Raw genomic sequence first — 23118 nt, 5'->3', positions numbered from 1 at the left:
GCGGAACAGCTGGAACGGGTCCGCCGCGCCCACGATCAGGTCGTCGTCGGCGTAGAACCGGCTGTTGAAGTCGAACGAGCCGAGCTTGCCGAGCCGCAGGAGCTGCATGACGATGAACTCGATGTTCGTGCCCGGGGCGTGGTGCCCGGTGTCGAGGCACACGACCGCGCGGTCGCCGAGGGCGGCCGTCTGCACGTAGCTGGTCCCCCAGTCGGGAACGTCGGTGTGGTAGAACGCCGGCTCGAAGAACTTGTACTCGAGGACGAGGCGCTGACCCTCGCCGATGCGCTCGTAGATCTTCTGGAGGCTGTCGGTCAGCCGGTCCTGCCGGGCGCGCATCGAGTCCTGGCCGGGGTAGTTGGTGCCGTCGGCCAGCCAGATCTTGAGATCGCGCGAGCCGGTCTCGTTCATGATGTCGATGCACTCGAAGTGGTGGTCGATGGCCTTCTGCCGGATGCGGTCGTCGGAGTGGGTGACCGAGCCGAACTTGTAGTCGTCGTCCTGGAAGGTGTTCGAGTTCACCGTGCCGAGCGCGACGCCGTTGTCCTCGGCGTGCTTGCGGAGGTCGGCGTACGAATCCACCTTGTCCCACGGGATGTGGAGGGCCACCGTGGGCGCGAGCCCGGTGTGCTTGTGCACCTGCGCCGCGTCGGAGACCTTCTCGAACGGGTCGCGCGCGGTGCCGGGGGTGCCGAACACGCGGAAGCGCGTGCCCGAGTTGCCGAACGCCCAACTGGGCAGCTCGATCGCCTGGAGCGCCAGGTGCGATCGGATCTCGTCGCTGAGAGTCATGGGTTCGCTTTCTCTTGCGGGTGCGGCGCGGCCTGCCGGGCGTCGCAGCGGTGTTTCCGAGCCGGTTCGCGATGGAGGGCGATCCGGTCATGAATCGATTCAACGTGAATCGATTCAAACGATAGCACGGTTCGGGCGGAAGGCAACACCATGCGGCGCGAGGCCGAGCAGAGACTCCCGCGCCGCATGGTGACTCACCCCGCGCCCGTCAGCGCCCGACAGCCAGCGGGACCGGAAGCGCGACCGTGGCCGTGATGCCCTGGCCCTCGACCGCGCGATCCTCCTGCCCGGGCAGCCGCAGGACGCCCGGGATGCCGTCGGGCAGGTCCGCCTCGAGGGCGACTGTGTCGCCCTCGAGGCGCCAGCGCACCGAGACCGGGCCGTGCGGCGTCTCGAGGGAAGTCTCCGCCTCCGTGAGCCCGCCGCCGGGCTGGGGCGCGATCAGCACCTTCGCGTAGCCGGGCTCGAGCGGGGCGATGCCGCCGACGACCCGGTGCATCCAGTCGGCCACGGCGCCGAGGGCGTAGTGGTTGAAGGAGGTCATCTGGCCCGGGTTGATGGTGCCGTCGGGGAGCATGGAGTCCCAGCGCTCCCACACGGTGGTGGCGCCCATCGTGACCGGGTACAGCCAGGAGGGGCACTCCTTCTCGAGCAGGAGGCGGTAGGCGACGTCGGTGTGACCGGTCTGCGAGAGGGCGTCGGCGATGAAGGGCGTGCCGGCGAACCCGGTCGAGATGCGGTAGCCCGCCTCGGCCGCGAGCTCGGCGAGCCGGTTGCCGGCGAACTCCTCGTCGGCGGGATCCAGCAACCCGAAGACGATCGCCAGCGAGTAGACCGTGGTGCAGTCGCTCGTGACCACGCCATCGCGGACGTACTCCCGGTTGAAGGCCTCGCGCAGGTCTGCGGCGTGCGCCTCGAACTCGGCCCGCTCCTCCGCGCGGCCGAGCACCGCAGCCGTGTCGGCGAGGATCTTCGCCGACCAGTACGCGCACGCGGTCGCCACGACGCCCTTGTCGGCCTTCGCCTTCGCGGGGTCCTCCGGCGGGGCGTCCGGGTCGAGCCAGTCGCCGAACTGGAAGTTGCCGTCCCAGACGCCCGAGGGCGAGAGGAGGGACTTCACCCGGCGCACATGCAGGGCCATCGAGTCGAACTGGCGGGCGAGCACCTCGGTGTCGCCGTACGCCTGGTAAAGATCCCACGGAACCCACACCGCGGCGTCGCTCCAGACCGCCGTGGAGTCGGGCTTGCCGAAGTCGGCGGGGTGCGGCATGTACTTCAGCACATCCGGGATGACGAAGCCGACGATCCCGTCGTTGTGCCGCTGCTCGAGGTCGAGGTCCACGAGCCAGCTGCTGAGGAAGCCGTCGACGTCGTAGAGGAACGCGGCCGTGGGCGCGAACGCCGCGATGTCACCGGTCCAGCCGAGGCGCTCGTCGCGCTGCGGGCAGTCGGTGGGAACGTCGACGAAGTTGCCGCGCATGCCCCAGACCACGTTCTCGTGGAACTGGTTGAGCAGCGGGTCGGAGGTGCGGAACTCGCCGATACGACGGAGGTCCGAGCCGATCGCGACGGCGGTCAGATCCTCCGGCTTCAGCTCGCCCGGCCAGCCCTCGATCTCCGCGTACCGGAAGCCGTGGAAGGTGAAGGTGGGCTCGAACTCGTCCGCCCCTCCACTGAGGATGTAGCGGTCGGTGGCCTTCGCGGTCCGGAGCGGGCGCGTTCCGAGCTCGCCGTGCTCGAGCACCTCGGCGTGGCGGATGACCACCTCGGTCCCCGCCGGGCCCTGCACCCGCACCTTGATCCAGCCGACGAGGTTCTGCCCGAAGTCGACCAGGGTCTTGCCCGAGGGCGATGTCGTGATCTCCTGCACCGGGAGACTAGCCCACCGCTTCACTCCGGGACCGATGTAGGGCTGGAGCTTCGCGGTGTCGAAGTCGAGCACCCGCACGCCGGTCCAGCCCTCGCCGGCGAATCCGGGGCGCTTCCACGACTCGTCGCGGCGGCGCGCGTCGATCGTCTGGCCGTCGTAGAGGTCGTTCTGGAGCACGGCGCTCGGACCGCTGGTCCACTCCTCGTCGGTCGCGACGACCTGCGTCGTGCCGTCCTCGAACTCGATCTCGAGCTGCGCGAACGCGCCGAGGTCCGGGCCGTACCAGGAGTCGCCTCCCGTCCAGCCGAGGCGCCCGCCGAACCAGCCCTTGCCGAGGTGGATGCCGAGCACGCTCGTGCCCTCGACCAGCTCGGTCACGTCGTGCTCGGCGTAGCGCAGCCGCCACTCGTAGGCGCTCCACCCGGGGGTGAGCAGTTCCTCCGAGACGGGACGGCCGTTCAGCCAGGCCTCGACCACGCCCTGGGCGGTCAGCCGGAGGGTGGCGCGGGCCACGGCGCCGTGGCCCGCGTCCAGGGTGAATTCGCGGCGCAGCAGGGGCGCCCGGTCGAAGTCCTCGCCGGCGGCGATCATGCGGGCTTGCCAGTTCATTGCGGTGTGTCTCCCGTTTCGTAGGCGTTCGTCGGTGTTCGTGGTCGCGGTCATCCCTTGACGGCGCCGCTGGTGATGCCGGCGATGATCTGCCGGTTGAAGAAGATGTAGGCCACCAGCGGCGGGATGGTGATGAGGAGGATGTCCATGAAGAGCAGGTTGTAGAAGCTCAGGTTCTGCCCCGAGAACGTGTACAGCGTGGTCTGCACGGTGGCGTTGTCCGAGCCGGGGAGGAAGTACAGCGGCCCTTGGAAGTCGTTGAAGACGAACACCGACTGCACCACGATCACCGTCACGATCACCGGCCGGAGGAGCGGCAGGATGACCTGGAAGAACAACCGGACCCGGCCGGCTCCGTCGAGCACCGCGGCCTCGTCGAGCTCCCGGGGGACGGTGCCGAAGAAGGCGCGGAACAGCAGGATGCAGAACGAGAGCCCGAAGGTGGTCTCGATCAGGATCATGCCCGGCATCGTCTTGTACAGCCCCACCCCCTGCAGCACCCAGATCGTGGGGACGACGGCGGGAGGCACGATCAGCCCGGCGAGGACGAAGAAGTTCACCACGGGTCCCCACTTGCTGCGCTTGCGGGCGAGCACGTACCCGGCCATGGCGGAGAGGATCACCATCAGCGCCACGGATCCGACGGTGAGCACGAACGAGTTGATGAACGCCCGCCAGATCAGGCCGTCGCCGCTCTGGAGCACGGCGATGAGGTTCGGGAAGAACTGCCACTCCTTGGGCCAGCTGAAGGCCAGGCTGGAGGCGTCGTCCGGCGTCTTGGAGGCCTGCAGGACGACGAAGGCCAGCGGCACGAGGAAGACGACGACGGAGACCAGGATCGCGAGGATCCCGACGCTCCAGGAGCGGATGCGCGCCTGCTTCACAGCTCCACCTGCTTTCTGTTGAGGAAGAACGACAGCGGCACCATGATCACGGTCACCACGAGGAAGAGGATGACGTTGCCCGCGGTCGAGAGACCGTAGAAGCCCGCCTGGTACTGCTTGTAGATCACCGACGCGAGCACGTCGCTGGTGAAGCCGGGGCCGCCTCCGGTGGTGGCCCAGATGATGTCGAAGGAACGCAGGCCGCCGATCAGCGACAGGATGATCACGGTCGCGGTCGCGCCGCGGCTGAGCGGGATCGTGATGTCGCGCAGGATGCGCCAGCTGGAGGCGCCGTCCATCTTGGCCGCCTCGAAGTACTCGCTCGGGATCGCGACGATGCCGGCCATGAAGATCAGCGTGGCGATGCCGACGCCCTTCCAGATGTCCACCCCGGCGATCGTGTAGAGGGCGAGGTTCGGGTCGGTGAACCAGCCCGGTTGCGGCAGGTGGAAGAACCCCAGGACCGCGTTCACCATGCCGTGGAACGGGTCGAGGAGGGACTTCCACAGGATGCCGACGCCGATGGTCGACAGCAGCACCGGGAAGAAGACGATCGCCCGCAGGTAGCCGCGGCCGATCACCGGGGAGGTCAGCAGCAGCGCCAGGAGGAACCCGAGGACGACCTTCGCCCCCGAGGTCAGGAAGGCGTAGATGAAGGTGTGGATGAAGCTCGTGTAGAGCTGCGGGTCCTGGAAGAACTGGACGTAGTTCTGGAAGCCGATGAACTGCGAGTCGAACAACGACCACCGCGTGAGCGAGAAGTAGAACGACGAGAACGTCGGGAGGGCGAAGAAGATCGCGTACAGCGCGAGCGCCGGGATGAAGAACCAGGTCGGGTACGCGGACTTCATCCGCGATCTGCCCGGTTTGCGAACCCCCGGGCGGTGGGCCTCGGTGATGATGTCACCCGCTTGCACCGCGGTCGCGGGAATGGCCGTCGACATAGTCTGCTCCTCGTCGAGTCGGATCGGGCGCCTCAGGGCGCGTTGCGGCCGGGGGGCCGCCGGGGGTCCGGGCCGGCGACGGGATGCCGCCGGCCCGGACGAGGGCTCACCAGCCCTTGATGCCCAGCTGCTGGGCTTGGGCCTTGACGTCCTGGTCGTACAGGGCGGCGCCCTGCGGAGCGGACGAGATGCCCGAACCCACCTGGATCAGGATCTTCTCCAGGTTCGGGCCCTTGATCGGCGAGAGGAACTCGAGTGCGAGGCCGGTCTTCTTCGCGTCCTGGTAGGCCACCTCGTCCTTGACGAGGGCCGGGGCGTTGTCCGGGACCTTGCAGGTGCTGATCGCGAACGGGCCGGCCGGGAGGCTGGCGCTGTTCTGGATGTCGCAGCCCATCGACGAGTTGATGAACGCGACGAGCTTCTTCGCCGCGGTCAGCTTGTCCCCGGTCGTGGTCTTCGGGATGTAGGCGCCGCCCGCCTCCCACACGGTCGCGTGGGGGTCGCCCGCGTCGCTCGGCATCGCGAAGTAGCCGATGTCGTTGACCTGGGCCGGGTTGCTCTGCTCGACGTTGCCGATCACGGTCGTGATCATCGGGTACTGAGCGCCCTCACCCGTCGCGAGCATCTTCAGGGCGTTGACGTTGGTCAAGGAGGCGTAGTCCTTGTTCATCAGACCCTTGTCGAAGATCTCCTGCGTGTGGGTGAAGCCCGCGAGTGCCGGCTCCTTCGCGTACTTTGCGTTGGACTTGTTGGCCGTGTAGTCGGTCGCCCAGTTCGGGTCCTTGGCCGACACGTTCGCGAAGTCCGCGAGCACGAACAGCTGGCTCGTCCAGGTGTCGCCGTAGGAGACGATCACGGGCGCGATCCCCGCGGCCTTGATCTTCTCGCTGTTCGAGACGAACTCGCTCCAGGTCTTCGGCACCTTCAGCCCGAGCTTGTCGTAGACCTTCTTGTTGTACATGATGCCGCCGTCGAAGGTGGACCCCCACGGAGCGCCGTACAGCGCCTTGGGGGTGCTCACCGCCTTCTTGAAGTCGCTCGTGAGGTCCTTCGCCCACGACTCGTCGGTCAGCGGCTGGAGGGTCGTGTCGGGGTGCAGCGCCTGGAAGAGCGAGCCCGAGTTGTACAGGAACACATCGTTCATGTCGCCCGTGGACAGGCGCGTCTTGACGAGGTTGTCGCCGTCGGTGCCGCCGGGCCGGGTCTCGACCTTGACCGTGATCGACGGGTTCGCCTTGTGGAACGCCGTCGCCAGGTCGTTGGCGAGCTTGGTGGAGATGGGGTCGTTGCCGGGCGCCAGCATCGAGATCGTGGTCGCACCGCCGGAGGACCCTCCGGACGTGCTGCACCCCGCCAGTGCCGCACCGAGCAGTGCGACGCCGCCGAGCGTGGCGGCGATCCGTGTCGCCGTCCTCGAAGAGAACATCAAATACCTCCTTGTATTGTGCTGCGTCGTTTCGCCCGGCGAATCGCGGGCACTCTTGAAACGCTTCATTGCACCATAGGGGCAACGGTGGCACCGCGTCAAGAGTTTCGTTATAGCGATTTAACAAACATTTCCCGTAAGTCGCCCCACCGGTTTGCGCTCCAAATAAAACTCCTGATCAAGGCTACTATCAGCGAGACTATGAGCTCGTCCAACCAACACACACCGCTCTCATCGCTGCCACGGAGCCGCCTCTCCGCCCGCACACCGGATGGACCGCTGGGAGGCCCCTTCTTGTGTCGATTCAAAACCGGATGATTCCGGTATGCTTCCCACACGGGAGGAGTCGCATGGCCTCGGCAAGTGTCAAAGACGTCGCCGCGCTGGCGCAGGTGTCGGTCGGCACGGTCTCGAACGTGCTCAACCGGCCCGAGATCGTGTCGCCCGAGACGGTCGAGCGCGTCACGTCCGCAATGGAGAAGCTCTCGTACGTCCGCAACGAGGCCGCACGGCAGTTGCGGCTCGGTCACAGCCAGGCGCTCGGGCTGATCACGCTCAGCGGGGGCAACCCCTTCTTCGCCGACATGGCCACCGCCGCCGAGGACGCGGCCGCCGAGGCCGGATTCAGCGTGATCGTCGGCAACAGCGACGAGCGCAAGGACCGCGAGGCCGGCTACCTGAACCTCTTCGAGGAGCTCCGGGTCCGCGGCGTGCTGCTCTCCCCCGTAGGCGACCCGGCGGCCCGGCTCCGCCAGCTGCGCGACCGGGGGATCCGCTCGGTCCTCGTCGACCGGGTGAGCAGCGACGAGACCTTCAGCTCGGTGTCCGTCGACGACGTCGCAGGGGGCGCCCTGGCGGCGGCCCACCTGATCGAGACCGGGCGCACGCGGCTCGCGTTCGTCGGCGGCCCCTCCGAGATCAGGCAGGTGAGCGACCGTCTCGCCGGCGCGCGCCGGGAGGTCGAAACGCACCCGGGCGTGACGCTCGAGGTCCTCCCCGTCGCCGGCCTCACCGTGCAGGAGGGGCGGGCCGTCGGCGAAGCGATCGTCGCCCGGCCCCGCGCGGATCGACCCGACGGCGTCTTCGCCGCGAACGACCTCCTCGCCGTCGGGCTGCTGCAGGGGCTCTTCATCACCGGCCGGCTCTCCATCCCGGAGGAGCTCGCCCTCGTCGGGTACGACGACATCCTGTTCGCGAGCGCCTCCGTCGTCCCCCTCACCTCGATCCGGCAGCCGACGCAGCTCATCGGCCGCACGGGCGTCGAGATCCTCCTCGAGGAGGCGGCCGACCCCGACCTCGCGCCGCGGCACGTGCTCTACCAGCCGGAGCTCGTGGTGCGCGCGAGCACCGCCTCCCCGTGACCGGCCCGGCGTGACCGGCGCCGCCCCACCCGGGATGATGGATGCGTGACCACCCTCCTCGCATCGCTGGCACAGCGCGCGCTCGACCTCGCCCCCGCCGGCTCGCGCGCGATCGTCGGCATCGTCGGTAGCCCGGGATCGGGCAAGACGACCCTCGCTCGAGCCGTTGCCGCGCGGGCGAACGAGCTCACCGGAGACCGGGACGCCGCCGTGCACCTCCCGATGGACGGCTTCCACCTCGCGAACGCCACCCTCGACGCGCTCGGCCGGCACGACCGCAAGGGCGCGATCGACACGTTCGACGGCTGGGGTTTCGTCGCGCTGCTGGGACGCATCCTCGGCGAGCGCGGCAACACCGTGTACGCCCCGGCGTTCGAGCGGACGGTCGACGAGCCCGTCGCCGGCTCGATCGCCGTGCCGCCGGAGGCGCGGCTCGTCGTCGCCGAGGGCAACTACCTCCTCGCGGAGGAGGAGCCGTGGAACCGCGTGCCGTCGCTCCTGGCGGAGAGCTGGTTCGTCGCCGCGCCCGAGGAGGTGCGGCTGCGCCGCCTGGTCGAGCGGCACACCCGTCACGGTCGCACGCGGGAGGCCGCGGAGGCGTGGGCGCGGGACGTCGACGGCGCGAACGCCCGCGTCATCGAGCCCGGCGCGGCGCACGCGACGCTCGTCGTGGACGGTACCGCCGAACTCTCAGAGAATCGGCCTTAGCCTGATGGCATGACCTCCGCTTCCTTCGACAAGCTCACGATGTTCGGCGCCGACTGGTGCCGCGACTGCATCCGCTCCAAGGCCCTCCTCGACCGGCTCGGCGTCGACTACGACTACATCGACCTCGTGGCCCGCCCCGAGGAGGCCGACCGCGCCCAGGCGATCAGCGGACGCACGAACATTCCCGTGGTCGTCTTCCCCGACGGCCGCCACTTCGTCGAGCCGACGGACCCGGAGCTCGAGGCCGCCCTCCAGGCCTGACCCTCCGCGCCCCCACCCTCCGGGCCGGACCCTCCCGGGCCCCCACCCTCCGCGCCCCCACCCTCTGGGCCCCCACCCCGCCGCGCGACCTCGGGAGGACCTTCCGCCGCGTCGCGCTGGAACCATCCTCCGTTCCCCGCAACACGCCGACACCGACCCCGCGCCCTCCTCCCTACACCCCCACCCACGGCCCGCATTGATCGCCCCTGCCACTCAATCCGATCCGGATCTCCTGTTGGACAGCTGACCCAACCGGGCGGAGGCTGACGGTATGGAGTACACATACCTCGGCCGGTCCGGCCTGAAGGTCTCGCGCCTCGTGCTCGGGACGATGAACTTCGGGCCCGAGACCGAAGAATCGGACTCGCACGCGATCATGGACGCCGCGCACGACGCCGGCATCAACTACTTCGACACCGCCAACGTCTACGGCCGCACCAAGGGCCCGGGCGCCACCGAGACGATCATCGGCAACTGGTTCGCCCAGGGAGGCGGGCGCCGGGAGCGCACGGTGCTCGCGACCAAGCTCTACGGCGACATGGGCGACTGGCCCAACGAGAACCACCTGTCGGCGCTCAACATCCGCCGGGCGCTCGACGCGAGCCTGAAGCGCCTCCAGACGGACTACATCGACGTCTACCAGTTCCACCACATCGACCGGAACGCGCCGTGGGACGAGATCTGGCAGGGCATCGAGACGGCCATCCAGCAGGGCAAGATCCTGTACGCCGGCTCGAGCAACTTCGCCGGCTGGCACATCGCGACGGCCCAGGCGGAGGCGCGCAAGCGCAACATGCTGGGCCTCGTCAGCGAGCAGTCGATCTACAACCTCCTCACGCGGCAGATCGAGCTGGAGGTGCTCCCCGCCGCCCAGGCGAACGGCGTCGGCGTGATCGCGTGGTCGCCGCTCCAGGGCGGCCTGCTCGGCGGCGTCGTCCGCAAGCAGAACGAGGGCAAGCGACGCCTGGAGGGACGAGCCGCCGAGACCCTCGCGAAGCACCGCGACGCGATCGAGGCGTACGAGGACTTCGCGGCGGAGCTCGGTCACGGCCCCGGCGACCTGGCGCTCGCCTGGCTGCTGACCCGCCCCGGGGTGACGGGGCCGATCATCGGCCCGCGCACCCGCGATCAGCTCGACGGCGGCCTCCGCGCCCTCGACATCCGCCTCGACGACGCGGCGCTGGCCCGCCTCGACGAGATCTTCCCCGGGCACAAGACCGCGCCCGAGGACTACGCCTGGTGACGAACGAGCACCGAAGGAACACGGAAGGAACCGCATGAAGACACGCAGGATCGCCGACGTCGAGGTCTCCGCGATCGGCCTGGGCGGCATGCCCATGTCGATCGAGGGCCGCCCCGACCGTGAGCGCTCGATCAAGACCATCCACGCCGCCCTCGACGCGGGTGTCACCTTCATCGACACCGCAGACGCGTACCACCTCCACGCCGACGAGGTCGGCCACAACGAGGAGCTCATCGCCGAAGCGCTGCGCAGCTGGGGAGGCGACGCCTCCACGATCCTCGTCGCCACGAAGGGCGGCCACCTGCGCCCGGGCGACGGCAGCTGGACGCTGAACGGGCGTCCGGAGTACCTGAAGGAGGCGGTCAAGGCGTCCCTCCGGCGGCTCGGCGGTGACGCGATCGGGCTCTACCAGTTCCACCGCCCCGACCCCGAGGTGCCCTACGCCGAGTCGGTCGGGGCGATCCGCGACCTGCTCGACGAGGGACTGATCCGTCTCGCCGGCATCTCGAACGCGAACCCCGACCAGATCCGGGAGGCGAACGAGATCCTGGGCGGCCGCCTCGCCTCGGTGCAGAACCAGTTCTCGCCGTCGTTCCGCTCGAGCGAGCCGGAGCTCGAGCTCGCGGACGAGCTGGGCATCGCCTTCCTCCCGTGGAGCCCGCTCGGCGGGATCACGTCGGCCGCCGACCTCGGCTCGCGCTTCGCCCCCTTCAAGGAGGTCGCCGACGCCCGCGGCATCAGCCCGCAGGTCGTGGCACTGGCCTGGGAGCTCGCGAAGAGCCCGCACGTGATCCCGATCCCCGGCTCGTCCCGGCCCGAGACCATCCAGGACTCGGTGACCGCCGTCGAGGTCGAACTGACGCGCGACGAGCTCGACCGCCTCGACGCGGCCGGCGCCTGACCGACCGTTCCGCCGCCTGACCCACACGCGCCGACGCGGGAGTGTGGCTGATCTGCGTTCGGGCGAGCTGGGTGGGCATGCGCCACGTGTACCTCCGTGACGCAAGGTGGTACACCGAACGAGAGGGCGGCCGCGTCAGCCCTGCAGCTGGCGCAGGAAGGCGGTGGCCGACGGACTGGGCTCGTCGGCCGCCGCCACCGCGACCGTCCACACGGGTGCGCCCTCCAGCGGCACGGCCCGCAGCTTGTCGGGCCGCTTGAGGGCGAAGCTCGCGGGGACGACGGCGACGCCGAGGTTGTAGCCGACGAGGTCGAGCAGCGGGTGCACGTCGTTGACCTCCATGGCGGCGCGGTAGTCGAAGCCGGCCGCCGCGAACGCGCGGCGGGTAAGCGCCTGCGCACCCCACCCCTCCTGGAATCCGACGAGCGGCTCGCCGCGGAGCTCCTCGAACGGGATGCTGCCGCCCGTCCCCGCGACCTCCGCGAACCGGTGCTCGGGGTGGCACAGGACGAGCATCTCCTGGGTGCCCAGCGGCCGCAGTTCGACCCCGGCCGGCGTGTGGCCGGTGTCGACGACCACGGCGACATCGGCGCGGCCCTCGGCCACCGCCTCCACCAGCTCGACCGAGCCGGAGTAGCGGAGGCGCACCTCCACGCCCGGGTTCGCCGTGCGGAACCCGGCGAGCTGCGCGGGGATGTCGACCGAGCCGAGACACGGCTCGGCCCCGACCGTGAGGCGCCCTCGGAGCAGCCCCCGGACGGCCTCGACGGCGTTCCGTGCTGCGGCGGCGCTCGCCAGCGTGCGCACCGAGTCGGCCAGCAGCGCCTGCCCGGCGGTGGTCAGCTCGACGCGCCGCGTGCTGCGGATGAACAGGGACGTCCCGAGCTCCTGCTCGAGCGACCTGATGGAGGCGGAGAGTCCCGACTGCGAGATCCGGAGGAGTTCGGCGGCCCGGGTGAAGTGCTTCTCCTCGGCGACGGTGACGAAGTGCTCGAGCTGGCGCAATTCCATTCAGCGATTCTACTGCTCAATGGAGGCGCACCCACGCCTCTAGTCGATGTGGCGACGACGCCGTTCATGCCACCGACGACTCATCCACGCCGTCCGCGAACTTCGTTCCGCGCGCCGCCGGCTCGATGCGGAACGTGCGATGGAACCGCTCGACCAGGGCGTCTCCGCCGGCGAGCACGTCCAGGGGGCCGTCTCCCTCCAGGACCCGCTGCAACTCGGACACGTCGGCGATCGCCTCCAGCACCTCCGACGGCGCTGCGGCGGAGAGCCGCCTCCGGGGCTGCGGGAGCGCGGCCTCTCCGATGGCGATCACGTCCACCTCCGGGCCGTCGACGATCGCGCTCACCGAGACCCCTCCGGCATGGAGGACGTACTCGGTACGAGGCAGGCCGGCCGCCTCCTCGGGGCGGAACGCTGCGCGCACCGCGACGGCGAGGGCATCACCCGTCAGCACCTCCCCCTCGGCCGGCGCGCCCAGTTCGGCCCAGCCCCAGCGTTCGAGCGCCAGCACGACCGGCTCCAGCTCGCGGCCCCGCTCGGTCAGCTCGTAGCCGCCGCGCACGGTGGGCACGCGCCGGATGATCCCGGCCTCCTGGAGCTCTTTCAGCCGGTCGCTCAGGATGTTCGTCGGGATGCGCGGGAGCCCGGCCTTGAGATCGCTGTACCGGCGCGCGCCGGGGAGCAGGTCGCGGACGATGAGCAGGGCCCACCGCTCGCCGACGCGCTCCACGGCGCGCGCCACCCCGCTGAACTGGCCGAAGCCTCGCGGGGATCGTGCTGCCATGCGATTCGGCCTAGGCCGACGCCTCCGCCGCCTGCGAGGCCATGTACGCCTCGGGGCCCTTCTCGACCGCCTCGGGCACCATGTACAGGAAGCCGAGCGCGTTGCCGTCGGGGTTGTCGAGGTCGCGCGAGTACATGAAGCCGTAGTCCTGAGCGGGCCGCGGCTCGGAGCCGCCGGCGGCGAGGCCGCGCTCGAGCATCGCGTCGACGTCCTCCCGCGAGTCGCAGGTGAGCGAGATGGCGGTCTGCAGCTGGGTGCGCGGGTCGGCGATCTGCTTCTCGGTGAAGGTGCTGAAGAACTCGCGGGTCAGCACCATGAAGTAGATGTCGTCGGTCAGCACCACGCAGGCGGCGTTCTCGTCGGTGAAGTTGGGGTTGATCGTGTACCCGAGCCCCTCGTAGAACGCCTTCGCGCGCTCGAGGTCGCTGGTGGGGATGTTCACGAAGATCTTGCTGTCAGCCATGGTGTCCTCCTGTGATCCGTCCATGTGCGACCAGCTTGCTCTTTGCAAGTGAACTTGTCAATAGCAAGTAAAGACTCAGGAGGCGCGTCCAGCCGACAATCGAAGCCTCCGGATCGACTCCACCATCTCGGGCGCGAGCGCCAGCGCACCCTGCGCCTGGGCCGCCTCCAGAGCCTGGGCCTGCGCCTCGTCCGCCCCGCCGAACCAGGAGGCGATGGTCACCCCGTGCCCCGGGCGGTGGACGACCTCGACGCCGTCACCGGCGCCGAGGGTCCCCGATTTCACGACCCGGAGGTACGCACCGGTCCGGTTCGCCTCCGTGAAGCGCCTGACCCAGTGCGGCTCCTTCATCCTGCGCTGGAACACGGCGCACGGCGTCCGAGGGCAGGTGACCTCGACCACGACCTCGTCGCCGATCCTCCACCGCTCGCCGATCTCGGCGCCGCTCACCTCGAGTCCCGAGGTGCGGAGGTTCTCGCCGAAGAGGCCGGCGGGCACCGGTCGCCCGAGCTGCTCGGCCCAGTAGGCGGCGTCCTCCTCGGAGTACGCGTACAGCGCCTTCGACAGGCCGCCGTGATGCTTGCGATCGACCTGAACGTCGGCGCGGAGCCCGAGCGGGCGCGCCCGGACCCGGGCCGCGACCGGGCGCTTGTCGATGGCGGTCACGCCGGTGACACCCGAGTCGGGGAGCAGCTTCTCGACCCGGCAGACGGCGACGATCTCAGGCATTCCGCCAGTATCGCAGCCGGGCGGCCGCCTCGGCGAGCGGGCCTCAGCGCACGCCTCGCATCATCCGGAGCACCCACGGGCTGATCAGCGCCAGGATCACGCCGATCGCGACGGCCACCGCACCGATGACCCCGAAGTACACGCCCTCCGTGCCGGGCGAGTACAGCTTGGCGAGCTGGCCGGCCATCGCCGTGCCGAGGGCGACCGACAGGAAGTACAGCGCCACCATCTGGGCCTGGAAGGCGCGCGGCGCCAGTTTCGTCGTCACGGACAGGCCGACGGGCGAGATCAGCAGCTCGGCGATGGTGAACACGAGGAGGATGCCGATCATCGCGAGCAGGGGTGTGCTGTTCCTCCCTCCACCGGCCCAGAAGAGGAACAGGAAGAAGGCGAGGCCCATGATCACGGTGCCCGCCGCGAACTTCAGCGGCGTCGACGGCTGCCGGTCGCCCCACTTCGTCCAGATGGCGGCGAAGACGCCCGACAGGATGATGATGAAGATCGGATTGATGGACTGGACCCACGAGACGGGGAACTGCCAGCCGAACAGGTCGCGATCCAGCCGCTTGTCCGAGTAGATCGTGACCACCGTGAACTGCTGCTGATAGAGCGACCAGAAGGCCGCGTTCGTGATGAAGAGCGGGATGAACGCGACGATCCGGCTGCGCTCCTCCGCGCTCAGCAGGCGGGAGGAGAGGATCACCACGAAATAGGCAACGGCCGCCGCGATCGTGACCCCGATGACCCACAGCGCCAGGTTGATCGCGGTGACCGCGCCGGTGAGGACGAGCGCCACGATGACGGCGACGCCAGCGGCGGCGATGCCGACGAGGAGGCCGTAGCGCTCGCGCGGCAGCGGGTTCGGCACCTCCCGCGACAGGGCGGGGAGGCGCTTGCGGCCGAGCGAGTACTGGATGAGCCCGATCGCCATGCCGACGGCGGCGAGCCCGAAGCCCCAGTGGAAGCCGAGCGTCGACTGGAGGAGGCCCGTCAGGAGGGGCCCGAAGAAGGCGCCGAGGTTGATGCCGAGGTAGAACAGCGAGAAGCCCGCGTCGCGGCGGGAGTCGTGCTCGCCGTACAGGGTTCCGACGATTCGCGTGGCGTTCGCCTTCAGGCCGCCGCTGCCGAGGGCGATGCAGAGCAGGCCGGCGATGACGCCGGCGACGCCCGGGAGGAGCGCCAGCGAGACGTGGCCCGCCATGATGACGACGGCGCTCCAGAACAGCACGCGCTCCGACCCGAACATGCGGTCGGCCAGCCACGCACCGAGGATGGTGGAGAGGTACACCGCGCCGCCGTACGCGCCGACGATGCCGGCCGCCGTGGGCTCCGCGATGCCGAGGCCGCCGCGAGCGACCGAGTAGTACAGGTAGATGAGGAGGATTCCCTGCATCCCGTAGAACGAGAAGCGCTCCCACATCTCCACGCCGAAGATGTTCGCCAGCGCGCGCGGCTGCCCGAAGAAGCCGTGATCGAGGTCGGACGGTCGGCGCTCGGCGGTCTCTGAGGTGTTGCTCATGAATCCATGGTTCCACTGCTCCGCGGAGTCCGAAAGCGGGGCGCCGAACCTCGCCGCGTTGCGCGGCGCGCACGATTTCCGCGTCAGACGCGCCTCCACGCAACGATCCACCCTATGCTTGCGCCGTGGACAACCTCGATCGCAGCATCCTCGACCTGCTCCGCCAGAACGCGCGCGCCGGGTACGGCGACATAGGCTCGGTCGTCGGCCTGTCGGCGTCCGCCGTCAAGCGCCGCGTCGACCGGCTGGTGGCCGACGGCGTCATCCGCGGGTTCACGATCCAGGTCGACCCGGCGATCGACGGCATGAGCACGGAGGCGTACGTCGAGCTGTTCTGCCGCGGAACGGTGTCGCCCGAGGAGCTCCTGCGCATCCTGTCGGCGGTGCCCGAGGTGGTCGACGCCGGCACCGTCACAGGAAGCGCCGACGCGATCGTCCACATCCGATCGCGCGACATCCCCAGCCTGGAGGCGGCGCTCGAGAAGGTCCGGCTGGCCCCGAACGTGGACCACACGCGGAGCGCCATCGTGCTGTCACGGCTGATCACCCGCGGCAGCTGAGCCCCCTCCCCTACGAGAACATTCAGCGGGCACGCGAGCCCTGAACGCCCCGGTTCGAGCACGGGCACGGCCAGAAGTGGCACGATGGTCGCCATGAAGCTGCTCGTTGTCGAAGACGATCCCGACATGGGAGGGCTGGTCCAGCGCGGGCTGGCCGCCGAGGGGTACGACGTGACCCTGGTGACGAACGGGGTGGACGCCCTCATCGCACTCCGCTCGGACGCGTTCTCGGCCGCCGCCATCGACGTGATGCTGCCCGGAATGAGCGGGTTCGAACTGTGCCGCCACATCCGGGAGGCGTCCAACCCGATGCCGATCCTGCTGCTGACCGCCCGGGACGCGATCGAGGACCGCGTCCACGGCCTCGACTCGGGCGCCGACGACTACCTGACGAAGCCGTTCGCCTTCGCCGAGCTCGCCGCCCGCGTGCGCGCCCTGCTCCGCCGCGAGCCGTCGGGCATGCGGCCGCAGGTGACGGTGGGTCGCCTCACCATCGACTCGCACGAGCACCAGGCGCTCGTCTCGGGTCACGAGATGCCGCTCAGCCGGCGCGAGTTCACGCTCCTCCGGCTGTTCGCGACGAACCCCGACAAGACCCTGTCGCGTTCCGACATCCTCGAGTCCGTGTGGGGCACGAGCGAGAACATCGGCACGAACGTCATCGACCAGTACGTGTCGTACCTCCGGAAGAAGCTCGACCACGCCGGGGCCGGGCTCAACATCGTGACCGAGCGAGGCCGCGGCTACCGCCTCGACGCCCGCAACGCGCTCGAGCCCGAACGCGCCGACCGCGACTCCTCCGAGGAGACGACGACCCGGTGAGGTGGCTCCGGAGGCTCTCGATCTCGGCGCGAATCACGATCGGCAGCCTCATCGTCGCCACGCTCTTCGGGCTGGTGGCGGTGGCCGTCATCCGCGTCGGGGTCTCCTCGATCCTCCACAACGCGACGGTCACCCTCCTCACGAACGATGTCGCCGGGCCCGCCGCGTCGCTCGCGACATCGCCCAACGGACCGTTCGACCTCCCCGGCGGCGGGCAGGAGCTGGCGATCGTCGGCGCGGACGGCGTGATCCTCGCCTCCACCCTGCCGAACTCCCTGGAGGCGCGTACCGACCGCATCATCGCGCAGGGCCAGCAGCTGCAGCAGCTGCAGATCGGCGACGACCACTACCTGATCCTCGCCCGCGGCGTCGCGACGCCGGCCGGCGAGATGCACGTCATCGCCGCCCGGAACGACGAGACGACGGCGCTCATCCTCGACCGCCTCACCGCGGCGCTGCTCGTCGGGGCCGGGGTGCTCATCCTCGGGTTCGGTGCCGCCTCCTGGCTGCTCGCCCGGACCGCCCTCCGGCCCGTGAGCCGCATGCGCGAGCAGGCCGAGCTGCTCGCCGGCGGCGAGCACGGCGAACGCGGTGCGGGCGGCGAGCGCGCCGGCGCCGAGGCGGGTCCGCTGACCGTGGGTCCGGCTCAGGACGAGCTGTCGGAGCTGGCGATGACCCTCAACGACCTCATCCGCCGCCTGCGGGCTTCCGCCGAGCGCGAGCGTCAGATGGTGTCGGACGCCAGCCACGAGCTGCGCACTCCGCTCGCCGTCCTCCGCGGCCAGCTCGAGCTCGCCGAGCTCGACGCGGGCAACCCGGAGGCGCTGCTGCAGGACATCCGGTCGTCGCACGCCACGGCGCTCCGGCTCGGGCAGCTGGCCAACAACCTCCTGGAGCTGTCCCGCATCGAGGCGGGTCCGTCGAGCGGCCGAAGCGACTGGCGGGCGCTGCTCGACGAGCTCACAGACGCCGTAGACCGTGCGCGCCTGCTGGCGAGCGGCGATGAGGAGGCGCGGACCATCTCGGTGGACTTCGAGTACGACCCGCGCGCGCGACCCGCGCCCGGCGCCACGGTGGCGCTGTCCCCCACCGATTTCGGGCGGATCCTCGACAATCTGCTCGGGAACGCCGTGACCGCGATCCGTTCGGAGGCGGGTGACCGGCCGGACGCGACGATCACCGCGTCGCTGGTCGCCCTGGACCGGGAGGTCGTGCTCACCGTCCGCGACTCGGGACCGGGGATGCCGGAGGCCTTCATCCCGGTCGCCCTCGACCGGTTCACCCGCGCCGACGGCGCCCGCACCTCGACCTCGGGCGGCGGCGGCGGGCTGGGGCTGGCGATCGTGGCGGCCTTGGCCGACGCGGCCGGCGGTCGCGTGACGCTCGCGAACGCGTCGCCGTCGGGGCTCGTGGTGACGGTCCGGCTGCCGCTGCGCCAGGACTGAGGGGCGGCCGGGCGGTGCCGCTATCGCCACCGGTGCCGGTGCCGGTGCCGATTGGGGGTGGGGTCCGTCTCCGCCGGCGCGAACCGTCTCAGTGACCGCTGCGGTCGGAGTCGACCCCCGCGTCCGGGCCTTCGTCGAGCGTGTCGAGGGCAGCGAGGTCGTCCGCGTCGAGCTCGAACCCGAACACGTCGAGGTTCTCGGCCATGCGGCCCGGGTTGCTCGTCTTCGGGATGGCGACGAGGCCGTTCTGCACGTGCCAGCGCAGCACGATCTGCCCCGGCGTCTTGCCGTGCTTCTCGGCGAGGTCGGCGAGTACGGGTGCGGCCAGCAGCTCTCCCGTGCCGCCGATGGGGCTCCACGACTCGGTCACGATGCCGTGCTCGCTGTCGTATGCGCGCTGCTCACGGCGCTGGATCGCCGGGCTGAGCTGGACCTGGTTGACGGCGGGGGCCGCTCCGGTCTCTGCGATCAACCGGTCGAGGTGCGCCGGCTTGAAGTTCGACACCCCGATCGCCCGGGCCTTGCCCGCCTCGCGGAGGCGGATGAAGGTCTCCCAGGTGGAGACGTACCGGTCGCGTGCCGGCAGCGGCCAGTGGATGAGGAGGAGGTCGACGTAGTCGAGCCCCAGTCGCTCGAGGCTGGCGTCGAGCCCGGCGACGGCCTTGTCGTCGCCCTGGTACGGGCCGTCGAGCTTGGTGGTGACGAACCAGTCCTCGCGCGCGATCCCGCTCCCGGCGACACCGCGGCCGACGCCCTTCTCGTTGCCGTACTTGGCGGCGGTGTCGACGTGGCGGTAGCCGACGGACGCGGCCTCGATGACGGCGCGCTCCACCTCGGCGTCGTCCATGGGCCAGGTGCCGAGGCCCAGCTGAGGGATGCGGCTGCCCGAGTTCAGCGGGAGGGAGAGAATCGTGGTCATGCGTCTCACGCTACTCGCGACTCAGATCACCCCCTCCGAGAGCTTCGTGGGGTTGCCGAAGCGGTGGTTCGTGACGGAGATCGCCTGCTCGTGGACGAACGGGAGCACCTCGATCCGCCCCGACGGCGTGACGGGCCCGGAGTACACGGCCACATCGGGGCTCCCGCCCAGCGCCGCGGCGAGCGCGACGGGGTCGCCTCCGATGAGGCGGATGCGGTGCGCGTCGACGCGGCCGCCGCGGACGCGGGAGAGCCAGTGCGCGTCCGACTCGATGACGACGTCGACCTCGCGCTCTTTCAGCACCTGGAGCGTGGCGCGCGGGAGCTTCGCCGCCGAGCTCACCGAGAACCGCGATCGCGCGACGGTCGCGGCTGCCATCACGCGGAGCAGCTCCGGCAGCGAGCTGCCTTCGGAGAGCCGGATGGCGACGGGCACCGGACGGTAGCGGAAGAGGTTCCTCTCGACGCCGAGCCCGGAGACGTCCCGGACCTGGTGGTACTCGGTCGCGACGGCGATCGCATCGCTGAGCGCCGACCGGCGCACGAGGTCGAACGCCGTGTAGTCCATCGACGACTGGCCGGATTCGATGAGCTCGGTGACACGCGGCTCGAGTCCGCGGAGATGGAGGCTGCTGCTCGATCGTCCGGCCTCCGGGGCCCACGAGCCCAGGCCGAGCAGGTAGTTCGGGCCTCCGGCCTTCGTGCCGGCGCCCACCGACGACCGCTTCCAGCCGCCGAACGGCTGGCGACGGACGATGGCGCCGGTGATTCCGCGGTTCACGTAGAGGTTGCCCGCCTCGACGGTGTCGAGCCAGTGCTCGAGCTCGCCGGCGTCGAGCGAGTGGAGCCCGGCGGTGAGCCCGTATTCGACCGCGTTCTGGTAGCGGATCGCCTCATCGAGCGTGCGGGCGGTCATGATGCCGAGGACAGGCCCGAAGAACTCGGTCAGGTGGAAGTACGATCCGGGCTGCACGCCGGTGCGGACGCCCGGAGACCAGAGCCGGCCGCTGTCGTCGAGCGGACGCGGCTCGACGAGCCATTCCTCGTCGGCCCCGAGCGTCGTCAGGGCGTGCTGGAGCTTGCCCGAGGCCGGCTCGATGAGCGGCCCCATCTGGCTGGCGGGGTCGTCCGGGTAGCCGACGCGCAGGCTCGTGACTGCGTCCACGAGCTGGTGGCGGAACCGCTCGGAGCGCGCGACGGAGCCGACCAGGATCACGAGGCTGGCCGCCGAGCACTTCTGGCCGGCGTGGCCGAAGGCGCTCTTGACGATGTCCGACACGGCGAGGTCGTAGTCGGCGCTCGGGGTGACGATGATCGAGTTCTTGCCGCTTGTCTCCGCGAGGAGCGGCAGATCGGGACGCCACGAGCGGAACAGCTTCGCCGTCTCGTACGAGCCGGTCAGGATGACGCGGTCGACGCCCGGACCGGCGATCAGACGCTGGCCCAGCTCGTTCTCCGGCACGTCGACGAGCGCGACCAGTTCGCGCGGGATGCCGGCCTCCCACAGGGCCTCGACCATGACGGCGCCGGCCCGTTTCGCCTGGGGGGCGGGCTTGATCACGACGCCGCTCCCGGCCGCGAGCGCCGCGAGAACGCCGCCCGCCGGGATCGCGACGGGGAAGTTCCACGGCGGCACCACCACCGTCAGCGCGGAGGGCACGAACCGGGCGCCCTGGACGCTCTCCAGCTGGCGGGCCCCCGCCGCGTAGTAGTGCGCGAAGTCGACGGCCTCGCTGACCTCGGGGTCGGCCTCGGCGATGGTCTTGCCCGTCTCGGCCGCCATGACCTCGATCAGGCGGTCGCGGTTGGCCTCGAGAGCATGACCGGCGCGATCGAGCAGCGCCGCGCGCTCGGCACCGCTGCGACGGCCCCACTCCTCACCGGCGGCGCGGACCGTCCTGATGATCTCGTCGAGGCGCCCCGCGTCGTTCACCGCTGCGGCGGCGATGGTGTCCGCGCCGAGCGCCGAGCCCGCGGAACGGGCGAGGATCCGCCGGCCCCACGCCCGGTTGGCCGCGAGGGAGGGATCGGTGTCGGCCGCGTTGGCGAAGCCGGCGGCCTCGGTGGCGGGCACGTCGGTCGGCGATGCCGCGGAACCGGCGCCCGATGCGGGCGGACGGTCGGCGGCGTCAGCGATGGCGTCACCGGCGGAGCCCCGCGTCAGTCCCAGCACGACGCTCGTGAGTCCCGCGTCCGCATCAGCAGGAAAGCCGTGCGCCGGCTCGGCCGCCGGCGGCCGGGTGAAGGAAGGGGCCGTCGCCTCGTCCCACTCGCGGGCCCGGTCCTGCGTGCGGTTCGGCAGAGGCGCCGCCCCACGCGGAAGATCGCCCTGCTCGAGCGCGGCGACCGACGCGAGGAAACGCTGCTTCTCCCGCTCGAACACCCGCGGATCCGAGTCGAGGTCGAACACGGCGGACATGAAGTTCTCGGGGCTCGCGTTCTCCTCCAGGCGACGGATGAGGTACGAGATGGCGACGTCGAACTCGGCGGGATCGACGACCGGCGTGTAGAGCAGCAGGCGCCCGACCGTCGCCTTGACCGCCTCGGCCTGCTCGGTCGCCATGCCGAGCAGCATCTCGACGTCGACGCGGTCCGTCACACCGCGGTACGAGGCGAGCAGCCACGCGTACGCGAGGTCGAACAGGTTGTGACCGGCCACGCCGATCTTCACCGCGTGGGTGTGGTCGGGCGTCAGCGCCCAGTCCAGGACCCGCTTGTAGTTGGTGTCGGTCTCCTGCTTGGAGCCGTAGGTCGCGAGCGGCCAGCCGTGGATCGCGGCGTCGACCCGCTCCATGGCGAGGTTGGCGCCCTTGACCACGCGCACCTTGATCGCGGCTCCGCCCTGAGCCCTCCGGCGGGTCGCCCACTCGGTGAGCCCCTGGAGCGCGTCGAGCGCGTCGGGGAGGTACGCCTGCAGCACGATGCCTGCCTCCAGACCCAGCAGCTCGGGGCGGCTGAGGATGCGCTGGAAAACGGCGATCGTCAGATCGAGGTCGCGGTACTCCTCCATGTCGAGATTGATGAACTTCGGCGTGGGCGCTTCGGCCGCGAGCCGGTACAGCGGGAGCAGCCGCTCGACCACCCGGTCGACCGTCTCGTCGAACGCCCACATCGACAGCTGCGATGCGATCGACGAGACCTTGATCGACACATAGTCGACGTCGTCTCGCGCGAGGAGCGCGCGGGTCCCCTCGAGGCGGCGCAGCGCCTCCCGCTCGCCGAGCACGGCCTCGCCGAGGAGGTTCAGGTTGAGACGGGCCCCATGCCCGGCCGGGTCGTGCGGCGAGCGCAGCCGCTCGATGGCCGGCCCCAGCTTCTCGGGAGTGGCGTCGACCACCAGGTGGCCCACCATGCGCCGCAGCACGCGGCGCGCGATCGGCACGACGACCCACGGGAGGACCGGCCCGAAGACACCGCCGAGCCAGATGGCGGCGCGCATGTACCCCGGGAGGAACCCCGGGATCCGCTTGGCGACGCGCTGCAGGTTGTACCCCGCCACGAAGAGGTCCTGCGGGCGGGCGACGCCGTCGACGAAGCCCACGGCGAAGTCGAGCCCGTCGGGATCGCGCAACACGCCCGCGAGACGCTCGGCGGCCGGATCCCTCGGCTTCCGGCGGTCGGCGCCTTCGGCCCGTTCCGCTCCGGCAGCGAGCCAGGTGCGCACGAGCGCCACAGCCTCCTGTGCCAGGTCGGAGGGCGACGGCTCAGCACCCCGCGGCTCAGCACCCCGGGGCCCGACGCCGGACGCCCGGCCCCCGTCGGTGTCTTCGATCATGTCCACGACTGTATTCCTCGCTTCTTGGGCGAATACGGACGCCGAACGGACCGTGGATGACGCGTCCGTCGGCAGCATCTGTGGACCAGTCTG

General features: G+C 70.4%; 20 protein-coding genes. 8 read left to right on the top strand and 12 right to left on the bottom strand.

What is annotated here, in order from left to right; translation table 11 throughout:
• The 5 genes from FPT20_RS17585 to FPT20_RS17565 form a co-directional block, all read right to left on the bottom strand.
• Positions 1-792: L-rhamnose isomerase (locus FPT20_RS17585; protein WP_158867663.1), on the bottom strand; the 792-nt coding region annotated here is incomplete at its 3' end.
• Between the two features lie 208 nt (positions 793-1000).
• The gene (locus FPT20_RS17580; RefSeq protein ID WP_233265609.1) at positions 1001-3271 is read right to left on the bottom strand and encodes an alpha-L-rhamnosidase; all 2271 of its coding nucleotides are present in this window, start codon (positions 3269-3271) and stop codon (positions 1001-1003) included.
• Between the two features lie 50 nt (positions 3272-3321).
• Positions 3322-4155 (bottom strand): carbohydrate ABC transporter permease, encoded by an 834-nt coding sequence (locus FPT20_RS17575; protein ID WP_158867661.1) that lies wholly within the window; start codon positions 4153-4155, stop codon positions 3322-3324.
• On the bottom strand, positions 4152-5099 hold the full coding sequence (locus tag FPT20_RS17570; RefSeq protein ID WP_233265608.1) for a carbohydrate ABC transporter permease: 948 nt from the start codon (positions 5097-5099) through the stop codon (positions 4152-4154). Before FPT20_RS17570 ends, FPT20_RS17575 begins: the two co-directional genes overlap by 4 nt.
• A gap of 106 nt (positions 5100-5205) precedes the next feature.
• The gene (locus FPT20_RS17565; protein WP_158867659.1) at positions 5206-6525 is read right to left on the bottom strand and encodes an ABC transporter substrate-binding protein; all 1320 of its coding nucleotides are present in this window, start codon (positions 6523-6525) and stop codon (positions 5206-5208) included.
• A gap of 350 nt (positions 6526-6875) precedes the next feature.
• On the opposite strand from FPT20_RS17565, the gene FPT20_RS17560 reads away from it, so the two are divergent.
• The 5 genes from FPT20_RS17560 to FPT20_RS17540 all read left to right on the top strand — a co-directional run bounded on the left by FPT20_RS17560 (position 6876) and on the right by FPT20_RS17540 (position 10999).
• Positions 6876-7886: a LacI family DNA-binding transcriptional regulator gene (locus FPT20_RS17560; RefSeq protein ID WP_158867657.1), complete on the top strand. Its 1011-nt coding sequence runs from the start codon at positions 6876-6878 to the stop codon at positions 7884-7886.
• A 45-nt stretch (positions 7887-7931) separates the two neighbouring features.
• The gene (locus FPT20_RS17555; protein WP_158867655.1) at positions 7932-8594 is read left to right on the top strand and encodes a nucleoside/nucleotide kinase family protein; all 663 of its coding nucleotides are present in this window, start codon (positions 7932-7934) and stop codon (positions 8592-8594) included.
• A 9-nt stretch (positions 8595-8603) separates the two neighbouring features.
• Entirely contained in the window at positions 8604-8855 is a 252-nt protein-coding gene (locus FPT20_RS17550) for a glutaredoxin family protein (protein WP_158867653.1), read from the top strand.
• Positions 8856-9126: 271 nt separating this feature from the next.
• Complete coding sequence (locus FPT20_RS17545; protein ID WP_158867651.1) at positions 9127-10098, top strand: aldo/keto reductase; 972 nt, start codon at positions 9127-9129, stop codon at positions 10096-10098.
• A 34-nt stretch (positions 10099-10132) separates the two neighbouring features.
• Complete coding sequence (locus tag FPT20_RS17540) at positions 10133-10999, top strand: aldo/keto reductase (RefSeq protein WP_158867649.1); 867 nt, start codon at positions 10133-10135, stop codon at positions 10997-10999.
• A gap of 135 nt (positions 11000-11134) precedes the next feature.
• Here the strand turns inward: FPT20_RS17540 and FPT20_RS17535 are convergent, their stop codons facing one another.
• From FPT20_RS17535 to FPT20_RS17515, 5 genes are all read right to left on the bottom strand, one after another.
• On the bottom strand, positions 11135-12010 hold the full coding sequence (locus tag FPT20_RS17535) for a LysR substrate-binding domain-containing protein (RefSeq protein ID WP_158867647.1): 876 nt from the start codon (positions 12008-12010) through the stop codon (positions 11135-11137).
• A 64-nt stretch (positions 12011-12074) separates the two neighbouring features.
• Complete coding sequence (locus FPT20_RS17530; RefSeq protein ID WP_158867645.1) at positions 12075-12794, bottom strand: winged helix-turn-helix transcriptional regulator; 720 nt, start codon at positions 12792-12794, stop codon at positions 12075-12077.
• Positions 12795-12804: 10 nt separating this feature from the next.
• Positions 12805-13257, bottom strand: a complete 453-nt coding sequence (locus FPT20_RS17525) for a VOC family protein (protein WP_158867643.1) — start codon at positions 13255-13257, stop codon at positions 12805-12807.
• Positions 13258-13332: 75 nt separating this feature from the next.
• On the bottom strand, positions 13333-13986 hold the full coding sequence (locus tag FPT20_RS17520) for an MOSC domain-containing protein (protein ID WP_158867641.1): 654 nt from the start codon (positions 13984-13986) through the stop codon (positions 13333-13335).
• A gap of 43 nt (positions 13987-14029) precedes the next feature.
• Positions 14030-15505 (bottom strand): peptide MFS transporter, encoded by a 1476-nt coding sequence (locus tag FPT20_RS17515; RefSeq protein WP_158867639.1) that lies wholly within the window; start codon positions 15503-15505, stop codon positions 14030-14032.
• 125 nt (positions 15506-15630) lie between these two features.
• Here FPT20_RS17515 and FPT20_RS17510 point away from each other — a divergent pair, with 125 nt between their 5' ends.
• From FPT20_RS17510 to FPT20_RS17500, 3 genes are all read left to right on the top strand, one after another.
• Positions 15631-16065 carry an Lrp/AsnC family transcriptional regulator gene (locus tag FPT20_RS17510; protein ID WP_115695636.1) on the top strand — a complete coding sequence of 145 codons (435 nt, stop codon included), beginning with the start codon at positions 15631-15633 and terminating at the stop codon, positions 16063-16065.
• A 93-nt stretch (positions 16066-16158) separates the two neighbouring features.
• Complete coding sequence (locus FPT20_RS17505) at positions 16159-16887, top strand: response regulator transcription factor (protein WP_158867637.1); 729 nt, start codon at positions 16159-16161, stop codon at positions 16885-16887.
• Positions 16884-18332, top strand: a complete 1449-nt coding sequence (locus tag FPT20_RS17500; protein ID WP_158867635.1) for a sensor histidine kinase — start codon at positions 16884-16886, stop codon at positions 18330-18332. Before FPT20_RS17505 ends, FPT20_RS17500 begins: the two co-directional genes overlap by 4 nt.
• An 88-nt stretch (positions 18333-18420) precedes the next feature.
• Here the strand turns inward: FPT20_RS17500 and FPT20_RS17495 are convergent, their stop codons facing one another.
• Together FPT20_RS17495 and FPT20_RS17490 are read right to left on the bottom strand one after the other, a co-directional pair.
• Positions 18421-19251 (bottom strand): aldo/keto reductase, encoded by an 831-nt coding sequence (locus tag FPT20_RS17495; RefSeq protein WP_199245910.1) that lies wholly within the window; start codon positions 19249-19251, stop codon positions 18421-18423.
• Between the two features lie 21 nt (positions 19252-19272).
• Positions 19273-23025 (bottom strand): proline dehydrogenase family protein, encoded by a 3753-nt coding sequence (locus FPT20_RS17490; RefSeq protein WP_158867631.1) that lies wholly within the window; start codon positions 23023-23025, stop codon positions 19273-19275.
• Positions 23026-23118 lie beyond the last annotated feature (93 nt).

It is taken from the genome of Leifsonia sp. AG29 (assembly GCF_009765225.1).
GTDB lineage: Bacteria > Actinomycetota > Actinomycetes > Actinomycetales > Microbacteriaceae > Leifsonia.
The sequence above is the reverse complement of the archived record's forward strand: the minus strand, read 5'-3'. Positions and strand labels throughout refer to the sequence as shown.

What these genes read in the sequence shown, in the direction of transcription:
- FPT20_RS17520 (WP_158867641.1), bottom strand. Translation starts at nt 13,986, where the DNA reads ATGCCTGAGATCGTCGCCGTCTGCCGGGTCGAGAAGCTGCTCCCCGAC.
- FPT20_RS17565 (WP_158867659.1), bottom strand. Translation starts at nt 6,525, where the DNA reads ATGTTCTCTTCGAGGACGGCGACACGGATCGCCGCCACGCTCGGCGGC.
- FPT20_RS17525 (WP_158867643.1), bottom strand. Translation starts at nt 13,257, where the DNA reads ATGGCTGACAGCAAGATCTTCGTGAACATCCCCACCAGCGACCTCGAG.
- FPT20_RS17580 (WP_233265609.1), bottom strand. Translation starts at nt 3,271, where the DNA reads ATGAACTGGCAAGCCCGCATGATCGCCGCCGGCGAGGACTTCGACCGG.
- FPT20_RS17570 (WP_233265608.1), bottom strand. Translation starts at nt 5,099, where the DNA reads ATGTCGACGGCCATTCCCGCGACCGCGGTGCAAGCGGGTGACATCATC.
- FPT20_RS17535 (WP_158867647.1), bottom strand. Translation starts at nt 12,010, where the DNA reads ATGGAATTGCGCCAGCTCGAGCACTTCGTCACCGTCGCCGAGGAGAAG.
- FPT20_RS17490 (WP_158867631.1), bottom strand. Translation starts at nt 23,025, where the DNA reads ATGATCGAAGACACCGACGGGGGCCGGGCGTCCGGCGTCGGGCCCCGG.
- FPT20_RS17530 (WP_158867645.1), bottom strand. Translation starts at nt 12,794, where the DNA reads ATGGCAGCACGATCCCCGCGAGGCTTCGGCCAGTTCAGCGGGGTGGCG.
- FPT20_RS17540 (WP_158867649.1), top strand. Translation starts at nt 10,133, where the DNA reads ATGAAGACACGCAGGATCGCCGACGTCGAGGTCTCCGCGATCGGCCTG.
- FPT20_RS17495 (WP_199245910.1), bottom strand. Translation starts at nt 19,251, where the DNA reads ATGACCACGATTCTCTCCCTCCCGCTGAACTCGGGCAGCCGCATCCCT.
- FPT20_RS17560 (WP_158867657.1), top strand. Translation starts at nt 6,876, where the DNA reads ATGGCCTCGGCAAGTGTCAAAGACGTCGCCGCGCTGGCGCAGGTGTCG.
- FPT20_RS17515 (WP_158867639.1), bottom strand. Translation starts at nt 15,505, where the DNA reads ATGAGCAACACCTCAGAGACCGCCGAGCGCCGACCGTCCGACCTCGAT.
- FPT20_RS17550 (WP_158867653.1), top strand. Translation starts at nt 8,604, where the DNA reads ATGACCTCCGCTTCCTTCGACAAGCTCACGATGTTCGGCGCCGACTGG.
- FPT20_RS17545 (WP_158867651.1), top strand. Translation starts at nt 9,127, where the DNA reads ATGGAGTACACATACCTCGGCCGGTCCGGCCTGAAGGTCTCGCGCCTC.
- FPT20_RS17505 (WP_158867637.1), top strand. Translation starts at nt 16,159, where the DNA reads ATGAAGCTGCTCGTTGTCGAAGACGATCCCGACATGGGAGGGCTGGTC.